Origin of the sequence: Variovorax sp. YR216, from assembly GCF_900107745.1 — a bacterium.
GTDB lineage: Bacteria > Pseudomonadota > Gammaproteobacteria > Burkholderiales > Burkholderiaceae_C > Variovorax.
The window spans coordinates 100,417-126,469 of sequence record NZ_FNRO01000007.1 but is presented as its reverse complement, the minus strand read 5'-3'; the positions used below and the strand labels follow the sequence as shown (position 1 = coordinate 126,469).

The following is a 26,053-nucleotide window of genomic DNA, read 5'->3' as shown; positions in this document are numbered from 1 at the left end:
CGCGGCGGGCACCCTCGCGAGGTTCCGATCCCTACGCCGGAGATGTTCATGCGCCGCTCTGCCGTCCGCCTCGTCGCGCCCGCCCTTGCCTCGTCCTGCCTGCTGATGCTGACCGCATGCGGCGGCGGCGGAAGCGGCAGCAACAGCGCGCTGGCGCTGGCCATCAACGGCGCCAACACGACGCCGCAGCGCGGCACCGCCCTCACCGCTGTACCGGATCGCGTCGTGCGCCTGTCGGCGGACCAGTTCAAGACGCTGCTCGAAGCCACCTCGACCGGCAAGCGGGTCGAACAGGCCGCGGGCGTGCCCAAGTGCGGCATCGATGTGCGCTACCTGCAATACCAGACGGTGGGCGCGCAGGGCGAATCGGTCCCGGCCAGCGGCGCGATCATGCTGCCCGCAGGCACGGACCCCGGCTGCAACGGGCCGCGCCCCATCGTGCTGTACGGCCACGGCACCGCGACCGAGCGCAACTACGACATCTCCAATCTCACCAACACCAACCAGCCGGCCGCTGCCGAAGGCGTGATCGTGGCGGCGATGTTCGCGGCGCAGGGCTACATCGTGGTGGCGCCCAACTACGCGGGCTACGACAAGTCGACGCTGCCCTATCACCCCTTCCTGAATGCCGACCAGCAGGGCAAGGAGTTGATCGATGCGCTCAAGGCAGCGCGCTCGACGCTGGCGGCGCTCTCGGCATCGGACGCCGGATCCCTGCTGGTCACCGGCTATTCGGAAGGCGGCTATGCGGCGCTCGCCGCGCATCGCGAGATGCAGGCGACGGGCATGACGGTGACGGCATCGGCCCCGATGTCCGCACCGTCAGCGGTAAGCCTCTTGATCGACTACACCGCGAGCGGGCTGCCCGAGTTCGACAGCACGGTGTTCTTCCCGCTGATCACGACCAGCTGGCAGAAGCAGCTCGGCGGCGTCTACGCGAGCACGCGCGAGATCTACGAAGACGCGTTCGCCACCGGCATCGACACGCTGCTGCCGAGCTATCTATCGCGAGACGACCTGTTCGCGACAGGCAAGCTGCCGAGGTACGCCTTCTTCCCGGCCGATGCCACGCCCGGCCCCTTGAATGCCAGCGTGGCGATCGACTACGGCGCGAACAACCTAGTGCGCCAGAGCTACCTCACGACATGGTTCAACGACGTACAGGCCAACCCATGCCCCGGCAATGCACTGCCGGCAACGCAGGCTTCGCTCGCCACAACGTCGCCGCTCGGCTGCACCCCGACGACCGGCCTGCGCAGGGCGGCGGTGGCCAACGACCTGCGCAACTGGCTGCCTGTGCATCCGGTGCTGATGTGCGGCGGCTCCAATGACCCGACCGTCAACTTCAACAGCAGCCTCGCGACCGCCGGCTACTTCCGCGCGCGCGGGATGCCCTCGTCATCGCTCTCCGTCGTGGATCTGGAAACGACAGGCGTGAACGACGCGTACGCGGCGGCGCGCGCAGGCTTTGCGCAGGCCAAGGCGCAGAAGCGGGCGGACTCGACGGGCACCGATGCGCAGCGGGACCAGTCGGTCGCCTTTGCCTACCACGGCGAACTGGTGCCGGCCTACTGCATGCAGTCGGTGCGGGTGTTCTTCGACGGCGTGCTCAATGCGGGAAGCTAACCCGCATTGCGGCGCAGATATGACGACGCGAATTCGACGAACCAGTCGATGCTCTCCGGCCGGGCCAGCGCATCGCGCTTGACGACACGTTCGGGCGCATGGCCGAGCATCAGCTTCTTCACCGGCAGTTCCAGCTTCTTGCCGGTGATCGTGCGCGGGATGGCCGAGACCTGGACGATCTCGTCGGGGACGTGACGCACCGACAGCCCGGTGCGCAGCGCGTCGCGGATGCGCTGGTGCAGCGCCGCATCGAGCTCCCGGCCGTCGGCCAGCTGCACGAACAGCGACATCCACGACGGACGCCCCAGGTACTCCAGGTCGACCACCAGGCTGTCGACCACTTCATCGAGCGCCTCGACCACCCGGTACAGCTCGGCCGTGCCCATGCGCACGCCCTGGCGGTTGATGGTGGCGTCGGAGCGGCCGTAGATCACGCCGCCCACCGCGTCGGGCCTGGGCACGAGGCGCAACCAGTCGCCGTGGCGCCAGACGGGACGGCCCTGCGCGTCCTGGAAGGTGTCGAAGTAGCTCTCGCGATAGCGGCTGCCGTCCTCGTCGCCCCAGAAGAACAGCGGCATCGATGGCAGCGGGTTCGTGCACACCAGCTCGCCCACCTCGTCGACGACGGGCTGGCCCGCATCGTTCCAGGCCTCGACGTGCGCGCCCAGCGTTCGGCATTGCATCTCGCCCAGGTACACCGGCAGCGTCGGCAGGCCGACGAGAAAACCGCCGGCCAGATCGGTGCCGCCGGAGACGACGTTGAGCCACAGGTCCGGCTTGACGGCCTCGTAGAGCCAGCGGCAGGCCTCCGGCGAGAGCGGCGATCCGGTCGAGCCCACGGTCTGCAAGGCGCCGAGGTCGGCGATCTCGCGCGGCACGATGCCCGCCTTGAGGCAGTTCTGATGGATCGCCGCACCCGCGCCGAAGAACTGCACGCGCGTGCGGGCGGCCAGCTTCCACAGATGGCCCCAGTCGGGCTCCTTGCCGGCGCCGGTCACGCTGCCGTCGTACAGCACCACGGTGGCACCGCCCAGCAGGCTCATGACGTGGGCGTTCCAGACCATCCACGACGTGTTGACCGCCCAGAGGATGCGGTCGCCGGCGTGCAGGTCGTTGTGCAGGATCATGTTGACCATGCCATTGGCCAGGACGCCCCCGTGCCCATGCACGATGGGCTTGGGCAGCCCGGTGGTGCCCGAGGAATAGAGGATCCACAGCGGGTGGTCGGACGGCACGGCGACCGGCTGCAGGCCGGCGTCGGACGCCGTCGCCTCGCTCCAGCGCAGCCAGCGGCGACGGGTCACTTCCACCGGCGGCGCAGCGCCCGTGTCGAGGTGCGGAATCCAGAGCACGCCTTGCACGCTGGGCAGGCCCGCCAGGATCTGGTCGAGCGCCGCGCGGCGATCGAAGGGCTTGCCCGCGAAGCGGTAGCCATCCACCGTGACCAGCACCTTGGGCTCGATCTGCTGGAAGCGGTCGCCCACGCTCACCGGCCCCATGTCCGGTGCGCACAGCGTCCACACGGCGCCCAAGCTGGCAGTGGCAAGGAACGCAACCACCGTCTGCGCGATGTTGGGCAGATAGCCCGCGACGCGGTCGCCCCGCTCGACACCCAGTTCACGCAACGCGGCGGCGACGGAGCCGACCTGCCGGCGCAATTCGCCCCAACTCATCTCGCCGGATCCCGCAGCCTCGCTTTCATAGACGATGGCGGGCGAGGCGAGATCCGAATGCCGCAACACCTGATCCACGAAGTTGACGCGGGCGCCGGGGAACCATTCGGCGCCGGGCATGCGCGCATCGCCGAGCATGCTCTGCGGCGGCGTCTCGAAGCGCAGGTCGAAGAAGGCCAGCACGGCGCTCCAGAAGCCCTCTGCGTCGTCCACCGACCACTGCCAGAGGCGCTCGTAGCCGTCGAAGCGCAGGCCGCGCTCCTTGGCGAGCCAACCCTCGAAAGCAGTGATCAGGGCATCAGCCTTGCGGCGGGCCGACGGGGTCCACAGGGGAGCATTCGTGTTTGTGGTTTCGGTCATGCGGTGTGTTGCCTCAGGTATCTGCGGGGAAGCCGATCTTCTTGATGTTGACTCGCCAGATGTCGGTTTCCGCACGCAATTGTGCGGCCAGCTCCTTGGAGCCGAGGTAGCGCGCCGTCAGCGCACGGCCGCATCTCACGACTGACCGCCTTCCGCTCGTTGCCATGACGGCGGAGGGCCCCACAACGGCATCGACGCCAAGGACCCGTAGAAATTCCGGTAGCAAGCAGGGTCTTCCACCACCACTTGCTTGACCTTGCCTGCGTGGGAGGCTCGACATTGGTCTCGTCAACAACAGCTTTGTGCCCCATGCCCTTGCGCCGGCCTGTGGCCCATACCTCCACACCATGGATTCCGAAAAGCCATCCTCCGACCGAGTGGCGCAGGCCGCCGACGTCTATCGAAGCCTCGCTGCGTGCAACGACCACATTGCCCGAGGAAACCTGCGGACAGTCAAGGCAACAGACGGTTGGCAGGGCTGGACGGCGCATCGCCTGTGAGCGCACGGCGCTCACCGACATGCATTCAGGAGGCTCGGGGTTTCGAGCAAAAAGAGGTAAGTCGCGTTTAGCGGGCGGACTCGATGTACGTCACCGTCGCTTCGCCCTTCTTGACTTCAGCGTTAAATCGCACCTTGTCGCCAGGCTTCAGCTTTCCAAGCATCCGCCTGTCAGTCACAGCGAAGCCCATGGTCATCGCTGGCATACCGAGGTTGGGCAAGTCACCGTGGTTGATGACGACCTCGCCGTGCTCCTTGTCGACCCTCTCCACTTCCCCCTCCGTGAGAGCAATCCCGGGACGAGTGCCAGCGCTCCAAGCTTTGCCTGGTGCTGAAGCCGGCCCTTTGGGTGTCTGTGCGCTCGCACCAGCGCAGGCCATGAGCCAGAGCGCGACGAAGATGCCCACGCGGTTCATCATGACTTCGACGGTGCCCGCTGAGCGGGATAGCTGGCGAACACGGTCTCACGCCCCTTGCGGTCAATCAGGAGAACCTTGTACGAGTCCTTGCGGTCACCGTACTCCATGCCTGGCGACCCCACGGGCATTCCCGGAACGGCGAGCCCGACAGCTTCGGGCCTCATAGCCAACAGGCGCTTGATGTCAGCGGCGGGGACATGACCTTCAATCGCATAACCGCCGGCGATACCGGTGTGGCAGCTCCCGAGGCGGTCCGGCACTCCAAGGCGCTGCCGCACGGCGGATGTTTCGTCCGTCTCGGTCACTTCGACGGAAAAGCCGGCGGACTTCAGATGCTCGACCCATCCAGTACAGCATCCGCAGGTGGGATTCTTGTACACGTGGACCATGGGGGTCGCAGCCTGCACAGGAAGCGATTGAAGCAACGTAAGCGCTGCAAAAGAGCCGAAGAGCGAGCGTCTGTTCATGAGGTTCATCTTTCTAGGTCCAAATGTATCGGTCCGGGCGCGATTCAAGTTGCCTCTGCTGCCGCTGCAGCGGCGGAAGGACTCCGCCTCCATGCTCCACCAGACGGGAGGCGGCCCCTCGGACAGGCGCAATCAGAGGCCCCTATAGGGTGGGGGCGTAGTCCTATTGCGGAGCTGCTGGGAGTCCACAAAATAGAGCCCGCTGAAGCTTTGGAAGCTGCGTCCAGGAAAGCCAGGTAGGTACAGAGCGCGTTCAGGAACGTCCCACTTGTCCCACAGTGTGTAGCCGCATTCCTCGATTTCTTCGATGAATCGGCCACGATTGAACACGCGCACCGGTGCGAACGAGCCCGAGCCGATATTCTGGGTCGTGACGAAATCGTCGCCCGAGTGGAGAGGCAACTTGTTCAACAGGATGTGCTTCGGCCGCGCCACGCACAGCTTCAGGAGTCGGGCCGGCCGAGCATCTTCGACGTACTGCAGCGCGCCAGCCGAAATCCAGATGTCGCTGGTGGATGCCATGACCGCCTGGTCCAGGTCTTCCGTGAATGACAGGGCCGTCGCGGCGCTGGTCATCGCCAGATTTCTCCCGATGGCCACCATCGTTGGAACTTCGACCACGCGCCAGGTCAAGCCCTCCGGCAGTTGTATGTAGCGGCGGTAGGCATAGTAGTGAACCCCCACCGAGCCTCCGATGTCGAGCACACTCGTCGCGCCCGCCTGCAACGCTCGGAGCAGCCAGAGCAGTACCGGATAGTCGTAGGCAAAGACTCTTTTCGTGCGAACTTCGACGAACTCCTCCGCGATGGGCGCGTGGTCGAACTCTTTGCTTGGAGGAAGCCATGCCCTGGCGTCCCGGAAGCTTTCGAACACGCCGTAGTAGAACCCGTATCCCTGGCTCGACAGAAAATGCTCGCGCTTCCATTGAAGGAGCACGGGCCGGGCCACCGGCCCGTCGAGGAGACGTCTAACGATGCGCGCAGCACTTAGCAAAGACATATGACCTCGCAGCGCGAATGCGCTGAATCCACGACGCCGACCTACCTCCGGTGACTGAATGACGTGATACGGACAGGGTCACTTTGGAAGCTGAATAGCCGCTGAATGGTGGAGCCCTCCGCGGGCCCTGGGCGTCTCATCGAGTCCACGGTCACTCCACATTCACCGTGCGCAGGCGAAGCGCGTTCGTAATGACGCTGACCGACGACAGCGCCATGGCAGCCGCCGCGACGACCGGCGACAGCAGCAGCCCGAAGAACGGGTAGAGCACACCGGCCGCCAGCGGAATGCCAGCGACGTTGTAGGCAAAGGACAGGAAGAGGTTCTGGCGAATGTTCCGCATCGTTGCCTGCGAGAGCGTCCTCGCGCGCACGATGCCCATCAGGTCGCCCTTGAGCAAGGTGATGCCCGCGCTTTCCATGGCGACGTCCGTCCCCGTGCCCATGGCGAGACCGACCGTGGCCTGCGCCAAGGCCGGTGCATCGTTCACGCCGTCGCCGGCCATCGCGACGATTCGGCCCTCGGACTGAAGTCGCCTGACGACGGCCGCCTTGTCCTCGGGGAACACCTCTGCAACGACCTCATCAATGCCGAGCTGACGTCCCACGGCCTCCGCCGTGGTCTTGCCGTCCCCCGTCAGCATCACCACGCGGACGCCGGCACTCTGCAAGGCCTTCAGCGCCTGCGGCGTCGTCGCCTTGATGGGGTCGGCAATGGCCACGAATCCGGCCAGCCGACCGCTCACGCCGACGAAGATGACGGTCGCCGCCCGCTGGCGCTGGGCCTCGGCGGATGCCGCGAGGCTCGAAGTGTCGATGCCCTGCTCCGCCAGGAACTTGGCGCTGCCTGAGACGACCACCCGACCGTCCAACGTGCCGATGACGCCCTTGCCGACCGGCGAATCGAAGTCCGTCACCGGCGACAGTGGCAGCTTGCGCTCCGAAGCATTCGTCACGATGGCCATGGCCAATGGATGTTCGCTGGCACGTTCGACGCTCGCCAGCTTCTGCAGCACATCGTCCGCAGAGAAGCCGCCGGCCGGTTCGACGTGAACCACCTTGGGCCGGCCTTCGGTCAAGGTGCCCGTCTTGTCGACGACCAGCGTATCGACCTTCTCCATCTTCTCCAGCGCTTCGGCGTCGCGAATGAGCACACCGTGCTGCGCTCCCTTGCCGACGCCGACCATGATGGACATCGGTGTTGCCAGGCCGAGCGCGCAGGGACACGCGATGATGAGGACGGCCACCGCAGTGATGAGCGCGTAGCTGAACGCCGGCGACGGCCCCCAGACCAGCCAGGCCACAAATGTGAGAACCGCCACGAGGATGACGACCGGTACGAACCAGCCGGCCACTTGATCGGCCATCCGCTGGATGGGCGCACGGCTGCGTTGGGCAGCGGCCACCATGTGCACGATTTGCGCGAGCAAGGTATCGGCGCCCACCTTTTCGGCGCGCATCACGAAGCTGCCGGTCTCGTTCAGTGTGCCGGCCGTCACCTTGGACCCCACCGCCTTGGCGACCGGCACCGGCTCGCCGGTCACCATCGATTCGTCGAGGTTGGCCTTGCCTTCCGTCAGCTCGCCGTCGACCGGCACCTTCTCGCCCGGCCGCACGCGCAGCAAGTCTCCGACCTGGATGGCTTCGACCTCGACGCCCCTGTCGTTGCCGTCGGCATCGACCTTCACGGCCGTCTTCGGCGCGAGTCCGAGCAGGGCCTTGATGGCGCCGGAGGTCTTCTCGCGCGCCCTGAGCTCCAGCATCTGCCCCAGAAGCACCAGCACCGTGATGACGGCGGCGGCTTCGAAGTACACCGCAACGGCGCCGTCTTCACTCCGCAGCGCCGTGGGAAACAGTCCCGGCGCGAGCGTCGCGACGATGCTGTAGAGCCATGCCGCGCCGGTGCCCAGCGCGATGAGGGTGAACATGTTCAGGCTGCGGTTCTTCACGGAGGCGACTGCCCGAACGAAGAAGGGCCACCCTGCCCAGAGGACGACCGGCGTTCCGAGCAGCAGTTGGACCCAGTTCGACGTCTGCTGCGCGACGAGGTGGTGGATGTTGAAAAGGTGCCCGCCCATCTCGAGCGCGAAGACCGGCAGCGTGAGCGCCGTGCCAATCCAGAACCGGCGAGTCATGTCGCGCAGCTCGGGACTCTCGCCTTGCTCTGCGGTCGCCAGCACAGGCTCCAGCGCCATACCGCAGATGGGGCAGTTGCCAGGCCCCATCTGCCGCACCTGCGGATGCATCGGGCAGGTGTACTCGACCTGGCGTTGGTCGCCCGCGGGCGCCGGCTTCATCGGGGCCGGCGCATGCGCATGGTGGGCGTGCTCGTGCCCCGAATGGTCATGGCGCTCAGTACTCGATGAGGGCATCGGGGACTCCATTTCTTCTTCGCAGTTTCGTCCTTGCCCGCTCCTGCGCTGGGCTCGTGTCCACCCCGAAGCATCTCAAACCCGACCGTCCTTCTGGTCGACCTGCTGGTGGTTGTCGTGACTGCCATGACTGCCATGACTGCCATGACTGCCATGACTGCCATGACTGCCGTGACCACCATGGTGATGACCGAACAGATGCATCAGCGGGCATGCCAGAAGAATGAGATACGGAATCGCCTGGCGGACGTGGGTGAGGTGCTCGGTGAGCAGGTAGTAGACGCCGACCGCACCAGCCAGGAGCATGAAGATGCCCACCGGTGAGCGCCAGCGCGATGGAGGGGTTGAATCATTGTTCATGGTCAGGGCAGCCGCCTTCCGGTCACTTCGCGGGGGAGGACCGGGCCGCTTCGCGGTCCACCATCATCTGCATCATCATTTCCATCATGTCCATGCGCCTGCTCATGGCGCCGGGACCCATGCCCATCCCCGGGCCACCGCCCGGGCCCATGGCACCCATGCCGCCACGCATGTGGCCCATCATGGACATGCCCTCCTGCATGGTCTTCATGTGCGCATTCATCAGGGATTGGCGCTCCTCCGGCGTCTTGGCAGCCATCATCTTGTCGTGCATTTCCTGCATCGACTTCATCATGGCGTCCATCTGCGCAGTGGACGGCGCACTGGCTGCCTTGGAACTCTTGGAAGGAGTCTTTGGGCCCGTCTTTGCCGGCGCTGTCGACGGCGCAGAGGCGGAAGCACCCGCGGCGCGGTCTTGGTCGGAAGCTCCGGTCGGCGCGGTCTGGGCGAGCGCACTCGCACTGAAAAGGATGGCAGCGGCGATTGCGGGAAGGGAACGCATGGTCTACTCCAGAAGTTGATTCAAGTGATGCGACAGAGCCAATCAACGCGCGTCAGCAGCAACAGCCGCAGCACCCATCGCGGCGCGTCGATTTCCCTGCTGTCGTGGGTGCCTCAGCGGCAACTTGCACGGGGGTGTAGCCCGCTTCGGCGATGGCGTTCAGCAGTTCGTTGACGGCAGCTCCGGTCGGCTCGATGCGAACCAGATGTCGCGACAGGTCCACGTCCACCTTCGCACCGGAATCGACCGATTGAACGGCCCTCGCGATGGCGCCGACGCAGTGGCCGCAGGTCATGTCTTCGACTCGATATGTGAGCATCGTGAACTCCTTTTGCCGTTGATGCGCTTACTCTGAACCCTTCTCCCGTTGGAAGGTCAATGCGCTCGAGGCGGGTTCTTTGATGCAAATCAACTGCGGCTCTTGCAGCGCCAGCATGAACGGGTGAGGTTCACTACACGATGGGCTTTCGTGGCAGGCAGGTGGTCAGTAGACTGGCGGCAGAGCCGTTCAACCATGAGTACACAGCCCGCAACCCGCTACCGAGGCGATTTCGTAGCCTGGACTGGCGTTTGCGGGTTCATAGGCGAAGGCGGCGGTGCTCCCATCGAGCCGCACTCACACTACGCCATCCAGCTGGTCCTGGGCGCGCCCGCGGGCCTGCGTGTGCAGCTCGGCCGTCATGGTGCATGGCAGGCATGTGCCGCAGCACTGGTGCCGTCCCGGGCGGTACACACCATCGACGTGAACGACTGCGACATGAGCGTGGTTCTGTTCATCGAGCCGGAGACGCCTGAGGGGAAGGCACTGGCCACTCGCCTGGAACATGGGCCCGAGCTCCTCGACACCGAAACGGTGGCGGTCACTGCAGAGCGTCTGGAGAGAGCTTGGCGGGTCGAGAAGAGCCACGAAGCGGTGCAAGCGGTGTGCATGCAGCTTGTCCGGGAGCTGTCCGGAGCGGCGCCGAAGGAGCCGTCCGACCCGCGCGTCCTCGCTGCCATCGAGTACATCCGGCAGCGGGTCGACGAAAGCGTTTCGCTCCCCGACGTGGCCAAGGCGGCGAATCTCTCGCCGGAGCGCTTCCGGCACCTGTTTGTCGAGGAAACGGGCATGCCCCTGCGGACCTACGTCCTGTGGCGACGACTCCTGCACGTGTGGACACTGCTCATGGCCGGGGTAAATCTCTCGGCCGCGGCGCACGCGGCCGGCTTCGCGGACTCTGCGCACCTGTCGCGGACGGCGCGAACGATGTTCGGGCTACCGCCCTCTGTATTGCAGATGCGCGGCCCCCTGAGCTCGCAGACGCGCGAGCAACATCACTTGGCCTGAACGACGGGGCCGGTGAGCGTTGCCAGGAATGCGGCCAGGTCCTGTATGTCGGCGGCGGAAAGCTGGATGGCCTGCCGGTCAGCGTGCTTCTCGCCAGGCTGCGCCAGTTCGCTGTGGCCCAGGACTGCCTTGGGCGACCGGGCATAGTGCTCCACCACCTGCTCGACGCTGGTGAACTGCCCGGCATGCATGTAGGGCGCTCTTTCCGCGACGTTTCGCAGGCTGGGCGTACGGAATGCTGCCAGTTGCCCAGGGTCGTTCGTGGCAAGGAACTGAAGCTCACCACACTGGTCGGGTCTGGCGTCGCTGTACCGGCCCAGGCAGTTGAACTCGTCCCTCAGCAGCTTGCGTAGCCCATCGGCGCGACCGCGGTCCGGACTCGCGGGGTTGATAGGCGGGATGCCGGTGTTGTGGAACGCATGGTCTGTCAGCAGTGGGCCGTTGTGGCACGTGACGCACTGGCCCTTGGTGAGGAACAGGCGCAGGCCTCGCACCTCCTGTTGCGACAGCACGTCCTGCCCCCTTCCGTCGCCGGCGACGGTTGCTTCGGCGTAGCGGTCGAAGCGCGACTCCCCGTACGAGATGTTCCGCTCAAACGCCGCGATGGACTTGCCCATGTTCGCGAACACCCGGTTCACTGCTTCCCGGCCGGCTTCTGGCATTGCCGCCCAGGCGGCTTGCTCGGACGGCGTACCGGCGGGCGAAGCGTCGTCCGGGAGCTTCTCCAGGTCGGGCATCGTCCCGAAGACGGCCTGGTACCGGTCCTTGTAGTGAGCCTGAACGAACTTGACCAGGCGCACGCGGTTTGCGCCATGCTCCGCGGCGTCCTCGAACGGGCCGAGGGCTTGCGACCAGGCGCTGTCCTTGCGACCGTCCCAGAAGAAGAAGGGCGAGTGCGCGGCGCCCATGACCGGCATGGTGCGGCGCTTGCCGATACCGATGCCCTGGCCGAACTGGCGACCGTCCTGAAACTGCTTGTCTGCGGAATGGCAGCTGGTGCAGGCCACCTGACCGTTTTTGCTCAGGCGCGTGTCGTTGAAGAGCGCGCGGCCGAGCGCCGCTGCGTCGGCCCGCTGCTCCCACGAGTTGGACGGGTCGACCGGCCGGGGACCGGCTTCCTTCAGCCGCATGGATGCCAATGTTGCCGTTTCTTCCACCGTCCATCTGTCGCGCAACGGAGCCTTGTCCAGGGCCTGCGCGGCGACTACCGTCAGCAGGCACCCGGTGAGAAGGGTCGAGGTCCACGCGAACCACGATGTGCTCGCCGTCGACACATGCCGTCTCACTGCCGCACCTTGGGACTTTCGATGACCGTGTTGAAGGTCACCTTGTCCGCGCCCTGCGGGCCGTCGATGGCGAGCTTCACTTCCCACCAGCCAGTCATGCTGAACTTCATGCCATCCAACTGATACGTGCCGTCCGCAAGCTCTCGCGTGACACGCGGCTGCGTGGGGAGGCCATGTCCGTGCTGCGGCATGCCGCCATCGACGGCGAACCTGGCCCCCTGCACCGGGATGCCGTCTGGCGTGGCCAGCTTCACATTCCAGCTGTGCAGCTGATTGATGGCAGGCATCCGGGCCGGCGGCACCAGAGCGACCCGATAGACACCTGCTGCGGACTGCTTTTCGAGCGAAACGTCGAGGTCCTTGGGCGCGATCATGCAGCCGGTCAGCCCTGATGTGATGAGAGCGGCGACGGCGGCGCTGGCCGCTGACAATTTCCGGCGTGCCGTCGGTTGTTCCGGCTGCAGACGGGCGGTCTCGATGATTGCCCGGAGGTCCCGTGGCACAGGCATCCTGCGAAACCCGCTGACGTTTGCGCCGCCGGTGTTGCCTTCAGGGACGAGTCCGAAGGCGGTGAAGAGGGCAGCGGTAACGATGCGCCAGGCTTGGCCGAACGCTTCGCCGGTCATGCGATTGCGCACCGCAAAGCGGAACATGCGCCAGTGCACGCGCACGTGTTCGCCGGTGGTGGACTGACTAAGCACATGCGCGCGCTCCAGGTGCTGGAAGGCCGTATGGAAGTGTCCGAGCGATTCAGTCGACGCCGCGGCGTCGAGCTCTGCTTGCACGATGGGTTTGATGCGAAGGGCGAAGGTGGTCATGGTGTGCTCCGAGCGGGTTCCGATGCACACGAATTCTTGTGGTCCGACGCGTTTTGGCCTTGAACATATCGGCTGAACTCGCAGCCGTTTCGTTCAAGCCAGCACTCGGTCTCCGGGACGGCAGGCCCCCTACCGCACTCAGTCAGAGCGGCATCCCGGCCCCCGCGTCACGGCGGTTGACCGCGTGGAAGACGTCGCGCAGCCAGCGGTTCGCGGGATCGTTCTGCATGCGGCGATGCCAGAACTGCCGCACCTGCAATTGCGGCGGCCTGAACGGCAGCGCGATCTCGCGCACCTTGACCAGTCGCCCGAGGACCGTCGCGATGTCCTGCGGCACCGTGGCGATGAGATCGCTGCCCGGCAGGATCGACACCAGGCTCATGAAGTGCGACAGCTCCAGGCTCACCGACCGGTGCCAGCCCTTGTCGTCGAGGTAGCGGTCCAGCAGGTGCTCCCGCCCGTCGGGCCGCACCACCACGTGCCGGGCCGCGAGGTACTGCTTGAGGGTCATGCGATCGCCCGCCGCCTCGTTGCGCGCGCACGCGACGCACGCATACGAGCTCGTGAACAGCCCCTGCTGGAAATAGCCCGCGCGCTGCAGGTCGGGAAAGAAGCCGACCGCCAGGTCCGCTTCGCCCTTTTCCAGTGATTCCGCGGCCGCGGCCCTCGGCCTGGAAACCGCGTGCAACTGCACGTGAGGCGCCTCCTGCCGCATGCGGCGCAGCACGCCCGGCAGGAACGCCACCTCGCCGATGTCCGGCGTGAGGATCGTGAAGGTCCGCTCGGCGCGAAGCGGATCGAAGCTCGGCTGCTGAAGGATCTCCGACTGGATGGCCTGGACCACCCTGTGCACTGCAGGCGCAAGTTCCAGCGCGCGCGGCGTGGGTTCCATCCGCGATGCCGTTCGCACGAACAGCGCGTCGTCGAACACTTCGCGCAACCGCGACAGCGCGCCGCTGGTGGCGGATTGACTCAGGCCGATCTCCTCGGCCGTCTTGTTCACGCTGCGCAGGCGGGCCATCGCATCGAAGAGCACCAGGAGGTTGAGATCGACTGAACGAATATCCATGAAACCGATTTTATGTATCGGCCAAAACGTCTGTACAGGATTGGCACCCGTTTCTAGGATTGCGCCCCGGAGACAGCCTGAACAGATGAACCACACGACCGCCTGCCCCTGCGGCATCGACGTGCATGCGCACGTGGTGCCCGAGCACTTCCCGCGCTACATCGGCGCCAAGGTGCCTGCCGACTGGCCGTCGATGGCCCCTGCCCACGCATGCCATCGGCACGTGATGATCGCGGACAAGGTGTACCGCACCGTGTCCGATGCGTGCTGGAGCAGCGCTCGCCGCCTGGAGGATCTCCCGGGGATGGGCCTGGCGCTGCAAGTGGTCTCGCCGATGCCCGAGCTGCTGTCGTACTGGATGGCGGCAGGCGACGCGCAGCAACTGCTTCGCTACACGAACGACTGCATCGCGGAGATGGTCCGCGAGAGCGACGGGCGCATCGCCGGATTGGGGGCCGTGCCGCTGCAGGACATCGACCTGGCGATCTCCGAGCTCGAATACGTCGTGAAGACGCTCGGCTTTGCCGGGGTGGAGATCGGCAGCAACATCAACGGCGTGCCGGTCGGCGCCCCGCAGCTCGATCCGTTCTTCGAAGCCTGCGAGGACATGGGCGCGGCGGTGTTCGTGCATGCCTTGCGGCCCGCCGGCATGGACCGCCTCGTCGGGCCCGCGCCCCTGCAGCAGGTGCTGGCCTATCCGGGCGACGTGGGCCTGGCAGCGGCGTCCGTCATCACCAGCAACCTGCTGCTGCGCCGACCGCGCTTGCGCATCGCCTTCAGCCACGGCGGCGGCACGCTGGCCTCGCTGCTGCCGCGCCTGCAGCAGGGATGGGGCGTCTTTCCGGCGCTCAAGGAAGCCATTGGCGCCTCTCCTGTCGAGCAGGCGCGCCAGCTCTTCTACGACACCCTCGTCTTCGACACGCCGATGCTTCGCCATCTGGTCGATCAGTTCGGTCCCGGCCAACTGCTGGTGGGGACCGACTACCCGTTCAACTTCCACGATCGCACGCCGGTGCAGCGCATCGAAGCCGCCGGCTTCGACGCCGACACCATCGCGGCGCTCGTGCACCGCAATGCCGAGCGCTTTCTCGGCCTCACGACGAAAGAGACCACCCCATGAGTTCACCCTGGATCGAGAGCCTGCGCAGCGTGGCGCTCCTTGTTCCCGACCTGGCCAAGGCCGAGGACTTCTATACGCGCACCTGGAACCTCGAAGTGGCGCATCGGACCGACGACGCGCTGTACCTGCGCGGCACCGGGAGCAACACCTACCTGCTGGCGCTGCATCGCGGCGGCGAGGTTCCGCAGCTTCGACAGGTGACATTGCGTGCCCGCAGCCGCGCCGCGCTGGATGCGATCCAGGCGCAAGTCATCGCGGCCGGCGGGACCCTGCTGGCGGCACCTCATGAACTGACGCGCGATCCGGCCGGAGGCATCGGCCTCAAGTTCAAGGATCCGCATGGCCGCGTCTTCCAGGTCGTGCACGGCGACGCGCGCCGCCCCGAAACAGCGGCCGTCGCCGACCGGCCCATCCGCCTGACCCATGTGGTGCTCAACAGCCATGCGGTGGACGAGACGCAGGCCTTCCTGCAGCAGGCGCTGGGCTTCCGGCTCGCGGATCGCACCGGGATCATGGCCTTCATGAACTGCGACAGCGATCACCACACGATCGCCATCGGCATCTCGGACAACGACGCGCTCAACCACATTGCCTTCCTGATGCCGGACTTCGAGTCGGTGATGCGCGGCGGCGGCCGCATGAAGGATGCCGGCTTCCCCATCCAATGGGGACCGGGCCGCCATGGGCCCGGCAACAACCTCTTCAACTACTTCCTCGATCCGTTCGGCGTGGTCATCGAATACACGGCCGAGGTCGAACAGATCGACGACAGCTATGCGTCGCACGGCCCCGAACACTGGAAGTGGCCACCCGGCCGCGTCGACCAGTGGGGCATCTCGCCGCCGCCCGGCGCCACGCTGAAGGAAGCGCAGAAGCGCATCTTCTTTGCACCGAATCCCTGATCTCCAACCCAACCACCCCTCTCCATGAAATTCACCACCTACCTGCGCGACGGCGCGCCCCGCCTGGCCGTCGTCGATGGCGACACCCTCGTTGACCTGAACGACGCGCAACCCCAGGTACCGGGCGATCTGCGCCGCGCGCTCCAGGCGGGCGTCGACCTGCATGCCGCCGGCCGCGCCGCGCTCGCGAACCCGAAGTCCAGGGCGAAGCTGGCCGACACGCGCCTTGCTCCGCTCGTGCCCGAACCCGGAAAGACGGTCTGCCTGGGCCTCAACTACTTCGATCACGCCAAGGAAGGTGGCCGCGAGAAGCCGGACTACCCGTGGTTCTTCTTCCGCGGCGCAAGCTCGCTGATCGCGCATGGCGATGCGGGCGTGGTGCCCAGCGTGTCATCGAAATTCGACTACGAAGCCGAACTGGCCGTGATCATCGGCCGCAAGGTGCCGCGCCACACCAAGGAAGCCGACGCGCTGCAATACGTCTTCGGCTACAGCTGCTTCAACGACATGAGCGTGCGCGACTACCAGAAGCGCACGCCGCAATGGACCATCGGCAAGAACTTCGACGGCACCGGCGGCTTCGGCCCCGTGCTGGTCACGGCCGATGAGCTGCCGCCCGGCGCCGTGGGCCTGAAGATCCAGGGCCGACTCAACGGCGAGGTGATGCAGGACGCGAACACCACCGACATGATCTTCAACGTGGCGGAGACCATCGCTCTCCTGGCCGATGTGCTCACGCTGGAGCCCGGCGACGTGATCGTGATGGGCACGCCCGCGGGCGTGGGCCAGGCCCGCACGCCGCCGGTGTGGATGAAGGCCGGCGACACCTACGAAGTCGAGATCGAGCGCATCGGCGTGCTGTCCAACCCGATCGTGAACGAGGCCGCATGAGCGAGGCCGCCTTCGACGTCGCGATCGTCGGCTACGGGCCGGCCGGCCAGGTCGCTGCAGGGCTGCTGGGCCAGCGTGGACTGCGTGTCTATGTTTGCGAGCGCCTGACCGACGTCTACCAGATCCCCCGCGCGATCGCGCTGGACCACGAGATCATGCGCGTGTTCCAGCAACTGGGCGTCGCCGAGGCCGTGCAGCCCTTCTGCGAGCCTTTTACCAACTCGGAGTACTTCGGGGTCGATGGCCAGCTCATCCGGCGCATGACCATGATCGATCCGCCGTACCCCCAGGGGTACACGCCGTCGATGGTGTTCACGCAGCCGGCGGTCGAGCGCACCCTGCGCGCACGGGTGGCGAGGATGCCGAACGTCGAAGTCGACCTCGGCGTCGAGATGCTGCGCATCGACCCCGACGCGAATGGCGTCTCGCTGTCGATCGACAGCCCCGGCAAGGGCACGAAGACCGTTCGTGCCCGCTACGCGATCGCGTGCGACGGCGGGTCGAGCACGGTGCGCACGCAGCTCGACATGCCGCTCGAGGACCTCGACTTCGATGAGCCGTGGCTCGTGGTGGACGTTCTTGTCAACGAGCGCGGCCTCGCCAAGCTCCCCCCGGTAAGCGTCCAGTACTGCGAACCCGAGCGGCCCTGCACGATCGTGATCGGTCCGAAGAACCATCGGCGCTGGGAGATTTCGCTGAAGCCCGGCGAGGATCCGCGCGAGGTCGAGAAGGCCGAGGAAACCTGGAAGCTGCTCGCGCGTTGGCTGACGCCCGAGGATGGACAGCTGTGGCGCCAGGCCAGCTATCGCTTCCACGCCCTGGTCGCGGCGGAGTGGCGCCGGGGCCGGGTCTTCCTGGCGGGCGATGCGGCGCACATGCAGCCGCCCTTCCTCGGCCAGGGCATGTGCCAGGGCGTGCGCGATGTCGCCAATCTGACGTGGAAGCTCGGCGCGGTCCTCGCAGGCGAGGTGCACGGTGCGGCGGCCGACGCACTGCTCGACAGCTACGGCACCGAACGCAAGGCGCACGTGCGTGAACTCACGAGCCGGATCAAGGGCATCGGCGCGGTGATCTGCGAGCGCGATGCCGGGAAGGCGCGAGAGCGCGACGCGCGCATGCTGGCCGAATGCGGCGGGCAGGTCCGCGACACGCCGCGCCAGGACGTCCTGCCCCGGCTCGAAGATGGCCTCCTGTCGAAGCAGGCGCATGCCGCCCGGGGAACGCTCTTTCCGCAGCCCTGGCTCCACACACGCACGGGCAAGCAGCGCATGGATTCGGCATTCGGCCATGGCTGGCGACTCGTGCTGGCCGATGCGGCGACCTACCGCGGACCCACGAACGCGCCGCCCGGACTCGAGATCGTCGACCTCGCATCGACGCCTGAAGTGGAAGGCGTCACGGCGAACTGGTTCAAGCGCAACGAATGCGGCGCGGCACTGGTGCGGCCCGACAACTACGTCTTCGGCGTGGCTGCCGATGCCCGCGCAGCCGCCGATCTGATCGAAGAAGCCGCGGCAACGCTCGGTGTCGCGCTGGCGTGCCCCGCGTGACGGCGACCCACAGGAACAAGACCTACCCACTCAGGAGACATGAAATGAATCGACGTCAATTCACCCTTTCGGTCAGCGCGGCGGCGCTTTACTCCGCCAGCTTCGCCGCCTCAGCACAGAGCTGGCCCGACAAGCCGGTCAAGCTGGTGCTGTCGCAGCCGGCCGGCTCGGGTGCCGATGCCATGGCGCGAATGATCAGCGACCAGCTGTCGAAGAAGTGGAACCAGCCGATCATCGTGGAGAACAAGCCGGGTGGCCAGAACGCCATCGGCGCCCAGGCGGTGACCCGTGCCGCCCCCGACGGCTACACCTTCTACTTCGCCACGGCCGCAGCGCTCGTCACCAACGTCTACCTCTTCAAGAACTTGCCCTACGACCCCAGGAAGGACTTCGTTCCCGTGGGCATGGTGGGCAAGGTGCCCTTTGCCATCTCCGTCAATGCGAACTCGAAGATCAAGACGCTGTCCGATCTCGTCGCCTACGCCAAGGCCAACCCCGATCGGCTGGCGGTCGCCAACGAGGGTCCCAAGACCTTCAGCGGCATGATGACGCGCCTCATTGCCGCACAACTCGGCATCCAGGTGAACTCGGTGCCCTATGCATCGGTGTCCGCCGGCGTGACGGACACGGTCGGCGGGCAGACCGAGGTGATCGTGAGCGACGTGCCCTCGATCGCCCAGATGGTCAAGGCCGGAAGGCTGCGCCCGCTCGCAGTGACCACGGCAAAGCGCATCGCCGGCTGGGAGAGCGTTCCGGCACTGGCGGAAAGCCTCCCCGGCTTCGACTACGCCGGCTGGATCGGCATCGTCGCACCCGCCCGCACGCCGGCCGCAGCCGTCCAGCGCTTCAACCGCGATCTCGATGCAGTGCTGAGCGACAAGGACATGGCGGCGCGCCTGCTCGACATCGGCCCCATAACCGAAGGCGCGGGCACCGTGGACCAGATGGCGGCCTTCCTTGCCGCCGAGCATTCCCGCTGGGCCAAGCTCACCGCGGACCTCGAGATCCTTCCCGAATAGAAATCAGGAGCACCCGACATGGCATTCCTGATGAACGCCTGGTACGTCGCAGCATGGGCGGACGAGCTGAGCGCGAGCATGCTGGCGAAGCAGTTGCTCGGCAAACCCGTCGTGATGTACCGGCGCAGCGATGGCGTCGCGGTGGCACTCGAAGATCGCTGCCCGCACCGGTTTGCACCGCTGCACATGGGGCGCCTTGTCGACGACCAGATCGAGTGCGCCTATCACGGCCTGCGATTCGACTGCAGCGGCGCATGCACCCTCAATCCTCACGGCAACGGCAACATCCCGCCGAAAGCGGTGGTGCGAAGCTACCCGCTGGTCGAGCGCTACAACCTCCTCTGGATCTGGATGGGCGACGCGGCAAAAGCAGACGCAGGCGCCATCCCCGAGTTCGAGTTCCTGATCGATCCAAGCTTCCAGAACGTCAAGGGCTACACGCTGGCGGAAGGCCACTACGAGCTCATGACGGACAACATCATGGACCTCGGCCACATCGAGTTCCTGCATCCCGGATTGCTCGGAAGCGATGCGGTGCGCCGCGCCCAGACGGAGATCGTCCAGGACGGCAGCACCGTTCGCTCGAATCGCCTGACCAGCAACGAGGTGCTGCCCCCGGTGCTGCAGAAGTGGTACGAGGCCGGCGATCGGCGCGTGCAACGCTGGCTCAACGTCCGCTGGGATCCTGCCGGCGTGATGAAGCTCACCGTGGGCGTCCTGCCTGAAGGTGAGCCGCACGAGAACGCGCGCGAAAGCCAGGGCTGCCACCTGATGACGCCGGCAACAGAGACCACGACCCACTACTACTGGGCGCAAGGGCGCAACTGGGGCGAGCGGGATCCTGCGATGGATGCCCTGCGGCTGGACTCCTTGCGCAAGGCCTTCGACACGCAGGACAAGCCCATGATCGAGGCCGTGCAGCGCAACATGGGAACGACCGATCTCGATTCGCTGCGTCCGGTGATGCTCGCAACGGACGGCGGCCCGGTGCGCGCGCGGCGCGTGCTCAAGCAGCTGATCGCCGACGAGTCAAAGGCAGCGCAGGAAGGCTGAGATGACACTGCTGCAGGTTCGTGTTGCCGCAAGACGGCAGGAAGCCCAGGACATCTGTTCGTTCGATCTCGTTGCGGCCGGCGCAGCAGCGCTGCCTGGCTTCTCGCCAGGGGCTCACGTCGATGTGCACGTCCCCGGCGGATTGGTGCGTCAGTATTCGCTGTGGAATGATCCGACAGAGCAGGGCATCTACCGGATCGGCGTTCTCAAGGAGCCCAACGGGCGTGGCGGATCCCGCGCCATGCATGAAGCGGTCGAGATAGGGACGCTCCTGCAGGTCAGCGCACCCCGCAATCAGTTCGCCTTGAATGAGTCGGCCGGGTCGAGCCTGCTTCTGGCCGGTGGGATCGGCATCACGCCGATCCTGTGCATGGCCCAGGCGCTCGCGCGGCGCGAACGGGCATTCAGCCTTCACTACTGCACGCGATCACGCGATCGCGCCGCGTTCCTGGAGCGGCTGTACGCCGCAGACCTGGCCGGCTCCGTGCATCTCCATTTCGATGACGGTCCCGCTTCGCAGCGGCTGGATATCGACGCGTTGCTGCAGCGCCAGGACCCTGCCACGCACTTGTACGTGTGCGGCCCCAAGGGTTTCATGGACGCCGTGCTCGATGCCGCGAAGAAATCCGGCTGGCCGGACGACCGCGTGCACTACGAGTTCTTTCGCGCGGATCCGGTCCACCTGGAAGGCGACGCGCCATTCGAAGTCCGCCTGGCGCGCTCCGGCCGCATCGTGGCGATCCCTGCCGACCGGACGGTGACCCAGGCGCTGGCCGAGGCCGGTGTCGACGTGCCCACATCCTGCGAGCAGGGGATCTGCGGAACCTGTGTCACGCCGGTCCTCGAAGGAACGCCGGACCATCGCGATTCCTACCTGATGCCGGATGAGCACGCGGCCAATGATTGCTTCACGCCATGTTGCTCCCGGTCCAGGTCGCCTCTGCTCGTCCTGGACCTGTAGGGCGGCAGGTCGAGGGCGGCATCAAGCCGCGTGATGACCTTGTCCGGTCGCTGCGGTGGCGACGCGAGAACAGCGCGAGGTTCGCGATGTCGTCGAGGCTTCCGAATCGCTTGAGCGGCACCGCATTGCGTGCCGCTTCGCGCGCACTTTCGGAAGGTGCCATCAGCTTGCGAAACCCCTCGGTGCCATCGATCGGCCCGGGCGAGATCGAGTTGACGCGCACGCCCTCCCCGCCAGCACCCGGTCGGTGTTGAGCCACATCATCGGTTCATGCCTTGCTCAGGAACGTGCCGCTGCGCGCTCCAGCTGCGCTTCGGCCAGCTTCCTCAGCCGGCGGCGCAATCGCACCAGGCCCATGTCGTGCGAATAGAGCATCTCGCGCCGGTTCGCGTCGCGCTCCATGGCTTCGACTGCGACGCGGTCCTGCTCCAGCACCTTCCAGTGGCGCTCCTCCAACCGGTTCTTGTAGAGAAAGCGCCAGGTGTCGCGCTGCCACCCACTGACCTTTCGGCAGCGCCAGAAGAACACGCTGGTGGTGTTCTCCGGCCCGGGCGCACAGGCGCCGACGATGGTGAAGTTGCCGCCCGGCCCGCCGGTCTTCGGATACGGGATCTCGAGCCGCATGGTGTGGATGTTTCCAGCCTCGTTCCATTCGGACCAATCGAAGTTGACATCGCGCTGTCCGACTTTCTCGAAGATGAAGCCTTGCTCCAGGTCGCGGATGCGGAACTCGGCGGTCATGTCGCCCTCGCTCATGGTGTGCGACTGCTTGTGCAGGTAGGCGCCGTGCATGGGGTCCATCACGTTGTCGACCACGTAGCGGTAGTCGCAACCCCATTCGACGTAGCACAGGAAGGACGACCAATCGGGCGACGTGAGCTGCTCGGGCAGCACCAGCGGCGGCGGCGTGTCGATGTTCTCGCTGGCGTTGAACAGGAAGATGGCGCCGTTCGCCTCCTCGATGTGGAAGGCGCGCGTCGGACGCGAGCCTTCGAGCTTGCATCCCGGGCTGCCGGGCACGCGCATGACGGTGCCGTCGCACCGCACTTCGACGCCGTGATAAGGGCACGCGATGCGGTCGCCCAGGATCACGCCCAGCGACAGCGGCGCGCCGCGGTGGGGGCAATGGTCTTCGAGCGCATGGACCTTGCCGGTCGCGTCGCGCCACAGCGCGAGCTTGCGGCCGAGCCGGTACAGCGAGACCGGGTCGTTCTTGACGAAGCCCGACGGGCAGATGGGGAACCAGAGGTCCTTGAGGCCGATTTCGAGCGCGGAATCGACAGGGTCGGCGGCATGGAGGGGGGTCGCAATGGTGTCCATCGTGATCTCGATTCGTGTGGAAGGTCAGGCACCCAGGCGGGCCATTTCCCGGGCATAGCCGTCGACGGTCCAGGGTTGGCCGCTTGGGGCGATCGGGCCGGTTTGGTTGAGGTAGTTCACCAGGCCCTCCAGGTCGTGCAGGCCCTGGGCGTAGGCGCGTTCGATGGCGTCGCCCAGCAGGCTCTCGTAGGCCGTGGGCGCGGCCTCGCGGTTCTGGAAGGTTTCGTTGTAGAGGGGTTTCTTCATGGGAGTCTCCTTGTGCAAATCAGGGGGCGGAACGCGCGGTCAGGAACTGCGCGCCGGGGGCGGGAGCGTCTTTCTGCCGCCGCGTGTGGCCATCGATGCCGCCCTTGATCGCCCATTCGGCGAAGACGGTGGGCCCGGGCGAGAAGTCGCGCGGCTGCCAGTCGGCGGTCAGTTCGTCCTCGTCGGTGTAGTACTCGACCAGCGCGCCGGCGGGGCTGTCGAAGTACCAGAAGATGGCCGAGGAAATCGGATGCCGGCCCGGGCCGAGTTCGGTGCTCCAGCCCTGCCGCGCCATGTGCATGCCGCCGCCGAAGACCTCGTGCACGTCGCGCACGGTGAAGGCGACGTGGTTGAGGCCCGCGCGCGGCTCGGGCGGCTGGAGCAGGAACATGTCGTGGTGGCCGCCTTCGGGCGCGCAGCGCATGAAGTGGCCGCGGCCCGGGTAGCGGTCGGACACGACGAAGCCCAGCGTGTCCTCGTAGAACGCGCTCGTGGCCTGCAGGTCCTTCACGAAGAACACGACGTGGCCGACCTCGATCGGCTCGGCGCGTTCGTAGGCCGGCCCCGGCTGGTTGACGCGGGGACGCTCGCCCCACGTGTTGGTGCGCGCGCACGACAGCTTCAGCGCGCGCTTGCGCGTGACCTGCAGCCGCACGGCCAGCCCGTTGGGATCGGTGCAGCCGATGCGCGCGCCGCCGTCGAACCAGCCCGGCTGGCCGTGCAGGCGCTCGCGCGCCTGGGCAAGCGCTTCCGCGCCGTCGACGCCCCAGACGACTTCCCGCAGCGTGGGGTCGGGTTCCAAGCCCGGCGGCAGCCCGGGCGTGTCGCTGTGCGCCACGCGCACCCGGCAGCCATTGAGCGACTCGAACAGCAGTTCCAGGGGCGTCTCTTGGACGAGGCGCAGTCCCCAGTCGAGAAAGAACCGGCGGCAATGCGCCACTTCGCGGCTGGCGAAGGTGATCTCTTCAATGCCCGTGACCTTCATGGCCGTGTGCTCAGCGCTTGACCTTGAACAGCGGATGGCTGGGCGGATAAGTCGGCGTGACCGGCTTGGACGATCCGACGATGACGCACATCAGCGCCTCCTCGTCACCGACGTTGATCACGCCGCGATACACGCCCACGGGCCAGGAGATCAGATCGCGCTCGCCGGCCTCGGCTTCCCAGGTTTCGCCATTCAGTTCGGCGATGAGCTTCACGCGGCCGCGCAGCACGAAGAACACTTCTTCCGCGTCGGTGTGGATGTGCAGCGGCCCCTCCGCGCCGACGGGCAGGATCATCGTGGAGAAGGTGAAGTGCTCGGAAGGCACCGTGTTCGAGTCGCTCGCCACGCCGGTGGCGCCCGTGCCGATGTAGCGCATCTGCGCGCGGCGGTACTTGGGGTCCAGGTCGGCCTGGAACTTCAGCGCGTTCCAGTCGTAGCGGCGGGAGGCGCGGGTGGCCAGGCGGCTCTTCATCCATTGGGCGAGGTCCATCCCGGCGGGCGGACGGAAACTGGGGGCTTCGGCGGTGGCGGTGCTCATGGCGGGTCCCTTTCAAGCTGTGGTTGATGGCTCATTTGATCCACCAATGAATCAATGAATCATTACTGGAACGAAAATGATTAAAGCCACAAAGCCGCCAAGGCGCCAGAGGGGTTCTGCGTCATTCGGAGCCAAGAATGCGGGGAGGTTGACTTGCATCAAATTGGAGTGAGATACGCCCCAGCTGGCAGCCAGAAGGCGTGTATTCACCGCATGGGCGGAACTGCACGTTCCTTTTGGGGCCTTGCATCAAGGCTCTTGACGCATCAAATGCAATAGATGACCATTGCATTTGCAAATATCGAACGCTTTTCCCCTCTGACCATGACAGCCAGTCCCGCCCCCAGCAAACGTCGACCTGCCAAGGCGCGGCAGTACCCCGGTCCCGCCGGCAGCGCCATCGTTGCCGTGGCGGCCGAGGACGTCGCCGCGCACGGCCAGGCGGCCAAGTTCCAGCGCGTATTCGAGTCGGCCTACGGCGCGGAGGCGCAACGACGGCTCTGGGTGGTTTTCTCCGATGACAAGGGCGCGGGGCATGCCGCCCTGCTCTTCGACCGCGGCCAGGCGGCAGAGCTCGCGAGCCATCCCGTGCAGGCGCGGGTCATCGACGAATGGTTCGCGGCCTCCGGGCTCGAACGCCGCAAGGATCTGCAGATCGCGCTCAACCTCACGCCCTCGATGCTGTCGCGCAAGGGCAGCGGCGACAAGGACCTCGATGCCAGCGTGACCGAACGCATGCTGCGCCACTCCGACCTGCTGGTGCGCGCCGCCGAAGTCTTCGGCGAAGACGGTCCGGCCTGGATGACCAAGCCGCATCCGGTGCTCGACGGCAAGACGCCACTCGAGTTCGCATCCAACGAATTCGGTGCCGAGCGCGTGCGCGAGATCCTCAACGCCATCGAGTACGGGGGCGTCGTTTGACGCTCTCGGTGTGGCGCATCGCGAGCACCCGAAGTCTCACGCTCGACGCGATGTGGATCGGCTCCACGCTCGCGGCCGGGCGCTGGCACCCGATGCCGCCGACCGGCAAGCCTGTTGTCTATGCCGGTTCGAGCCGTTCGATCTGCCAGCTTGAAAAGCGCGTGCACAGCAACGGCATCGCGCCGAAGAACATGGCGCTGATGCGTCTCGATCTCCCCGCCGAGGCGAAGTTCGACGAGATCCTCGTCTCCGACCTGCCGGCAAACTGGCCGAGGAACCAGGCGATGACGCAAGCGCTCGGCCTGCAGTGGCGCATGGCCGGCAAAACGCTGGGTCTGTGGGTGCCGTCGGCGGTCGAGCCCGGGGATCGCAACCTCGTCATCAACCCGGACCATCCGCACTACCGCCGGATCGCGGTGAACATCGAGCGCAATCCCTTCGTGTTCGATCCGCGGATGTTCAGCTGATCACCGCCCCTGCCACACCGGCGCCCGCTTCTGCGCAAACGCCGTCGCGCCAGGTGCGCGATGCATCGACGATCCGCTTGCTGGCCGCCACGGCGAGCGGCGCGTTGGCGTCGATCTGCGCGGCGATCAGGTCGCATGCGAGCGCGATCTCGAAGGACTGGCGCCGACATGAGTGAACTTCCCTGATGAAACGAATTGCACGAAACGTTCCGAACGTGTGTTCGTTCTGTGCCCATCGCGCCATCACCGAAAACTGGTAGCCGGCCTTGAATATCGCCATCTCCGCGAGGAAGGCATCGGCCGG

The 26,053-nt window shown here is 66.2% G+C and carries 29 protein-coding genes; 11 read left to right on the top strand and 18 right to left on the bottom strand.

Annotation, left to right across the window (positions count from 1 at the left end; all coding sequences use genetic code 11):
* The first annotated feature begins 48 nt into the window (after positions 1–48).
* Complete coding sequence (locus BLW05_RS19505; RefSeq protein ID WP_256330395.1) at positions 49–1,626, top strand: alpha/beta hydrolase family protein; 1,578 nt, start codon at positions 49–51, stop codon at positions 1,624–1,626.
* Here BLW05_RS19505 and BLW05_RS19500 read toward each other — a convergent pair.
* The 9 genes from BLW05_RS19500 to BLW05_RS19465 form a co-directional block, all read right to left on the bottom strand.
* Positions 1,623–3,659 (bottom strand): acetoacetate--CoA ligase, encoded by a 2,037-nt coding sequence (locus tag BLW05_RS19500; RefSeq protein WP_093165166.1) that lies wholly within the window; start codon positions 3,657–3,659, stop codon positions 1,623–1,625. The genes BLW05_RS19505 and BLW05_RS19500 overlap by 4 nt on opposite strands.
* Before the next feature lie 13 nt (positions 3,660–3,672).
* Positions 3,673–3,798, bottom strand: coding sequence for a hypothetical protein (locus BLW05_RS36485; protein ID WP_256330394.1), 126 nt, complete (start codon positions 3,796–3,798; stop codon positions 3,673–3,675).
* Between the two features lie 428 nt (positions 3,799–4,226).
* Positions 4,227–4,574: a copper-binding protein gene (locus BLW05_RS19495; protein ID WP_256330393.1), complete on the bottom strand. Its 348-nt coding sequence runs from the start codon at positions 4,572–4,574 to the stop codon at positions 4,227–4,229.
* On the bottom strand, positions 4,574–5,044 hold the full coding sequence (locus tag BLW05_RS19490) for a DUF411 domain-containing protein (protein WP_093165334.1): 471 nt from the start codon (positions 5,042–5,044) through the stop codon (positions 4,574–4,576). The genes BLW05_RS19495 and BLW05_RS19490 overlap by 1 nt, the downstream gene beginning before the upstream one ends.
* Before the next feature lie 132 nt (positions 5,045–5,176).
* Positions 5,177–5,980: a methyltransferase, TIGR04325 family gene (locus BLW05_RS19485; RefSeq protein WP_177142729.1), complete on the bottom strand. Its 804-nt coding sequence runs from the start codon at positions 5,978–5,980 to the stop codon at positions 5,177–5,179.
* 214 nt (positions 5,981–6,194) lie between these two features.
* A complete protein-coding gene (locus tag BLW05_RS19480) occupies positions 6,195–8,414 on the bottom strand; it encodes a copper-transporting P-type ATPase (RefSeq protein WP_093165164.1) in 2,220 nt (739 codons plus the stop codon).
* A 75-nt stretch (positions 8,415–8,489) separates the two neighbouring features.
* Positions 8,490–8,774: a DUF2933 domain-containing protein gene (locus tag BLW05_RS19475; RefSeq protein WP_093165163.1), complete on the bottom strand. Its 285-nt coding sequence runs from the start codon at positions 8,772–8,774 to the stop codon at positions 8,490–8,492.
* 22 nt (positions 8,775–8,796) lie between these two features.
* A complete protein-coding gene (locus tag BLW05_RS19470) occupies positions 8,797–9,276 on the bottom strand; it encodes a hypothetical protein (protein WP_093165161.1) in 480 nt (159 codons plus the stop codon).
* 52 nt (positions 9,277–9,328) lie between these two features.
* Positions 9,329–9,595, bottom strand: a complete 267-nt coding sequence (locus BLW05_RS19465; protein WP_093165160.1) for a heavy-metal-associated domain-containing protein — start codon at positions 9,593–9,595, stop codon at positions 9,329–9,331.
* A gap of 195 nt (positions 9,596–9,790) precedes the next feature.
* Here BLW05_RS19465 and BLW05_RS19460 point away from each other — a divergent pair, with 195 nt between their 5' ends.
* Entirely contained in the window at positions 9,791–10,603 is an 813-nt protein-coding gene (locus BLW05_RS19460; protein WP_093165158.1) for an AraC family transcriptional regulator, read from the top strand.
* On the opposite strand, the gene BLW05_RS19455 is transcribed toward BLW05_RS19460, so the two are convergent.
* The 3 genes from BLW05_RS19455 to BLW05_RS35440 form a co-directional block, all read right to left on the bottom strand.
* On the bottom strand, positions 10,591–11,877 hold the full coding sequence (locus tag BLW05_RS19455; RefSeq protein WP_256330390.1) for a cytochrome-c peroxidase: 1,287 nt from the start codon (positions 11,875–11,877) through the stop codon (positions 10,591–10,593). The genes BLW05_RS19460 and BLW05_RS19455 overlap by 13 nt on opposite strands.
* Before the next feature lie 8 nt (positions 11,878–11,885).
* The gene (locus BLW05_RS19450; RefSeq protein WP_093165156.1) at positions 11,886–12,707 is read right to left on the bottom strand and encodes a DUF3703 domain-containing protein; all 822 of its coding nucleotides are present in this window, start codon (positions 12,705–12,707) and stop codon (positions 11,886–11,888) included.
* A gap of 142 nt (positions 12,708–12,849) precedes the next feature.
* Positions 12,850–13,776: a LysR family transcriptional regulator gene (locus BLW05_RS35440; RefSeq protein ID WP_177142728.1), complete on the bottom strand. Its 927-nt coding sequence runs from the start codon at positions 13,774–13,776 to the stop codon at positions 12,850–12,852.
* A gap of 85 nt (positions 13,777–13,861) precedes the next feature.
* Here BLW05_RS35440 and BLW05_RS19435 point away from each other — a divergent pair, with 85 nt between their 5' ends.
* The 7 genes from BLW05_RS19435 to BLW05_RS19405 are packed head-to-tail and all read left to right on the top strand — an operon-like array spanning position 13,862 to position 21,272.
* Positions 13,862–14,896, top strand: a complete 1,035-nt coding sequence (locus BLW05_RS19435; RefSeq protein ID WP_093165153.1) for an amidohydrolase family protein — start codon at positions 13,862–13,864, stop codon at positions 14,894–14,896.
* Positions 14,893–15,798 (top strand): VOC family protein, encoded by a 906-nt coding sequence (locus BLW05_RS19430; protein WP_093165151.1) that lies wholly within the window; start codon positions 14,893–14,895, stop codon positions 15,796–15,798. Before BLW05_RS19435 ends, BLW05_RS19430 begins: the two co-directional genes overlap by 4 nt.
* Positions 15,799–15,822: 24 nt before the next feature.
* Entirely contained in the window at positions 15,823–16,689 is an 867-nt protein-coding gene (locus tag BLW05_RS19425) for a fumarylacetoacetate hydrolase family protein (protein ID WP_093165150.1), read from the top strand.
* On the top strand, positions 16,686–18,239 hold the full coding sequence (locus BLW05_RS19420) for a bifunctional 3-(3-hydroxy-phenyl)propionate/3-hydroxycinnamic acid hydroxylase (protein WP_093165148.1): 1,554 nt from the start codon (positions 16,686–16,688) through the stop codon (positions 18,237–18,239). Before BLW05_RS19425 ends, BLW05_RS19420 begins: the two co-directional genes overlap by 4 nt.
* A gap of 44 nt (positions 18,240–18,283) precedes the next feature.
* Positions 18,284–19,258, top strand: coding sequence for a Bug family tripartite tricarboxylate transporter substrate binding protein (locus BLW05_RS19415; protein ID WP_177142727.1), 975 nt, complete (start codon positions 18,284–18,286; stop codon positions 19,256–19,258).
* 18 nt (positions 19,259–19,276) lie between these two features.
* A complete protein-coding gene (locus BLW05_RS19410; RefSeq protein ID WP_093165145.1) occupies positions 19,277–20,311 on the top strand; it encodes an aromatic ring-hydroxylating oxygenase subunit alpha in 1,035 nt (344 codons plus the stop codon).
* A gap of 1 nt (position 20,312) precedes the next feature.
* A complete protein-coding gene (locus BLW05_RS19405; protein WP_093165143.1) occupies positions 20,313–21,272 on the top strand; it encodes a PDR/VanB family oxidoreductase in 960 nt (319 codons plus the stop codon).
* On the opposite strand, the gene BLW05_RS19400 is transcribed toward BLW05_RS19405, so the two are convergent.
* The 5 genes from BLW05_RS19400 to BLW05_RS19380 are packed head-to-tail and all read right to left on the bottom strand — an operon-like array spanning position 21,220 to position 24,361.
* Positions 21,220–21,495, bottom strand: a complete 276-nt coding sequence (locus tag BLW05_RS19400; protein WP_256330406.1) for an SDR family oxidoreductase — start codon at positions 21,493–21,495, stop codon at positions 21,220–21,222. The two genes, BLW05_RS19405 and BLW05_RS19400, sit on opposite strands and share 53 nt — an antisense overlap.
* 56 nt (positions 21,496–21,551) lie before the next feature.
* Positions 21,552–22,592 (bottom strand): aromatic ring-hydroxylating oxygenase subunit alpha, encoded by a 1,041-nt coding sequence (locus BLW05_RS19395; RefSeq protein WP_093165140.1) that lies wholly within the window; start codon positions 22,590–22,592, stop codon positions 21,552–21,554.
* A 24-nt stretch (positions 22,593–22,616) separates the two neighbouring features.
* Complete coding sequence (locus tag BLW05_RS19390; RefSeq protein ID WP_093165139.1) at positions 22,617–22,838, bottom strand: recombinase-like helix-turn-helix domain-containing protein; 222 nt, start codon at positions 22,836–22,838, stop codon at positions 22,617–22,619.
* Between the two features lie 19 nt (positions 22,839–22,857).
* On the bottom strand, positions 22,858–23,823 hold the full coding sequence (locus BLW05_RS19385) for a VOC family protein (protein ID WP_093165137.1): 966 nt from the start codon (positions 23,821–23,823) through the stop codon (positions 22,858–22,860).
* A 10-nt stretch (positions 23,824–23,833) separates the two neighbouring features.
* Positions 23,834–24,361: a cupin domain-containing protein gene (locus tag BLW05_RS19380; RefSeq protein ID WP_093165136.1), complete on the bottom strand. Its 528-nt coding sequence runs from the start codon at positions 24,359–24,361 to the stop codon at positions 23,834–23,836.
* A 279-nt stretch (positions 24,362–24,640) separates the two neighbouring features.
* Between BLW05_RS19380 and BLW05_RS19375 the strand changes: the two genes are divergently transcribed.
* Positions 24,641–25,282 carry an antitoxin Xre/MbcA/ParS toxin-binding domain-containing protein gene (locus BLW05_RS19375; protein ID WP_093165134.1) on the top strand — a complete coding sequence of 214 codons (642 nt, stop codon included), beginning with the start codon at positions 24,641–24,643 and terminating at the stop codon, positions 25,280–25,282.
* Positions 25,279–25,749, top strand: a complete 471-nt coding sequence (locus BLW05_RS19370; RefSeq protein WP_093165133.1) for an RES family NAD+ phosphorylase — start codon at positions 25,279–25,281, stop codon at positions 25,747–25,749. Before BLW05_RS19375 ends, BLW05_RS19370 begins: the two co-directional genes overlap by 4 nt.
* Here the strand turns inward: BLW05_RS19370 and BLW05_RS19365 are convergent.
* Positions 25,742–26,029: a hypothetical protein gene (locus BLW05_RS19365; RefSeq protein ID WP_093165131.1), complete on the bottom strand. Its 288-nt coding sequence runs from the start codon at positions 26,027–26,029 to the stop codon at positions 25,742–25,744. The genes BLW05_RS19370 and BLW05_RS19365 overlap by 8 nt on opposite strands.
* Positions 26,030–26,053: the final 24 nt, after the last annotated feature.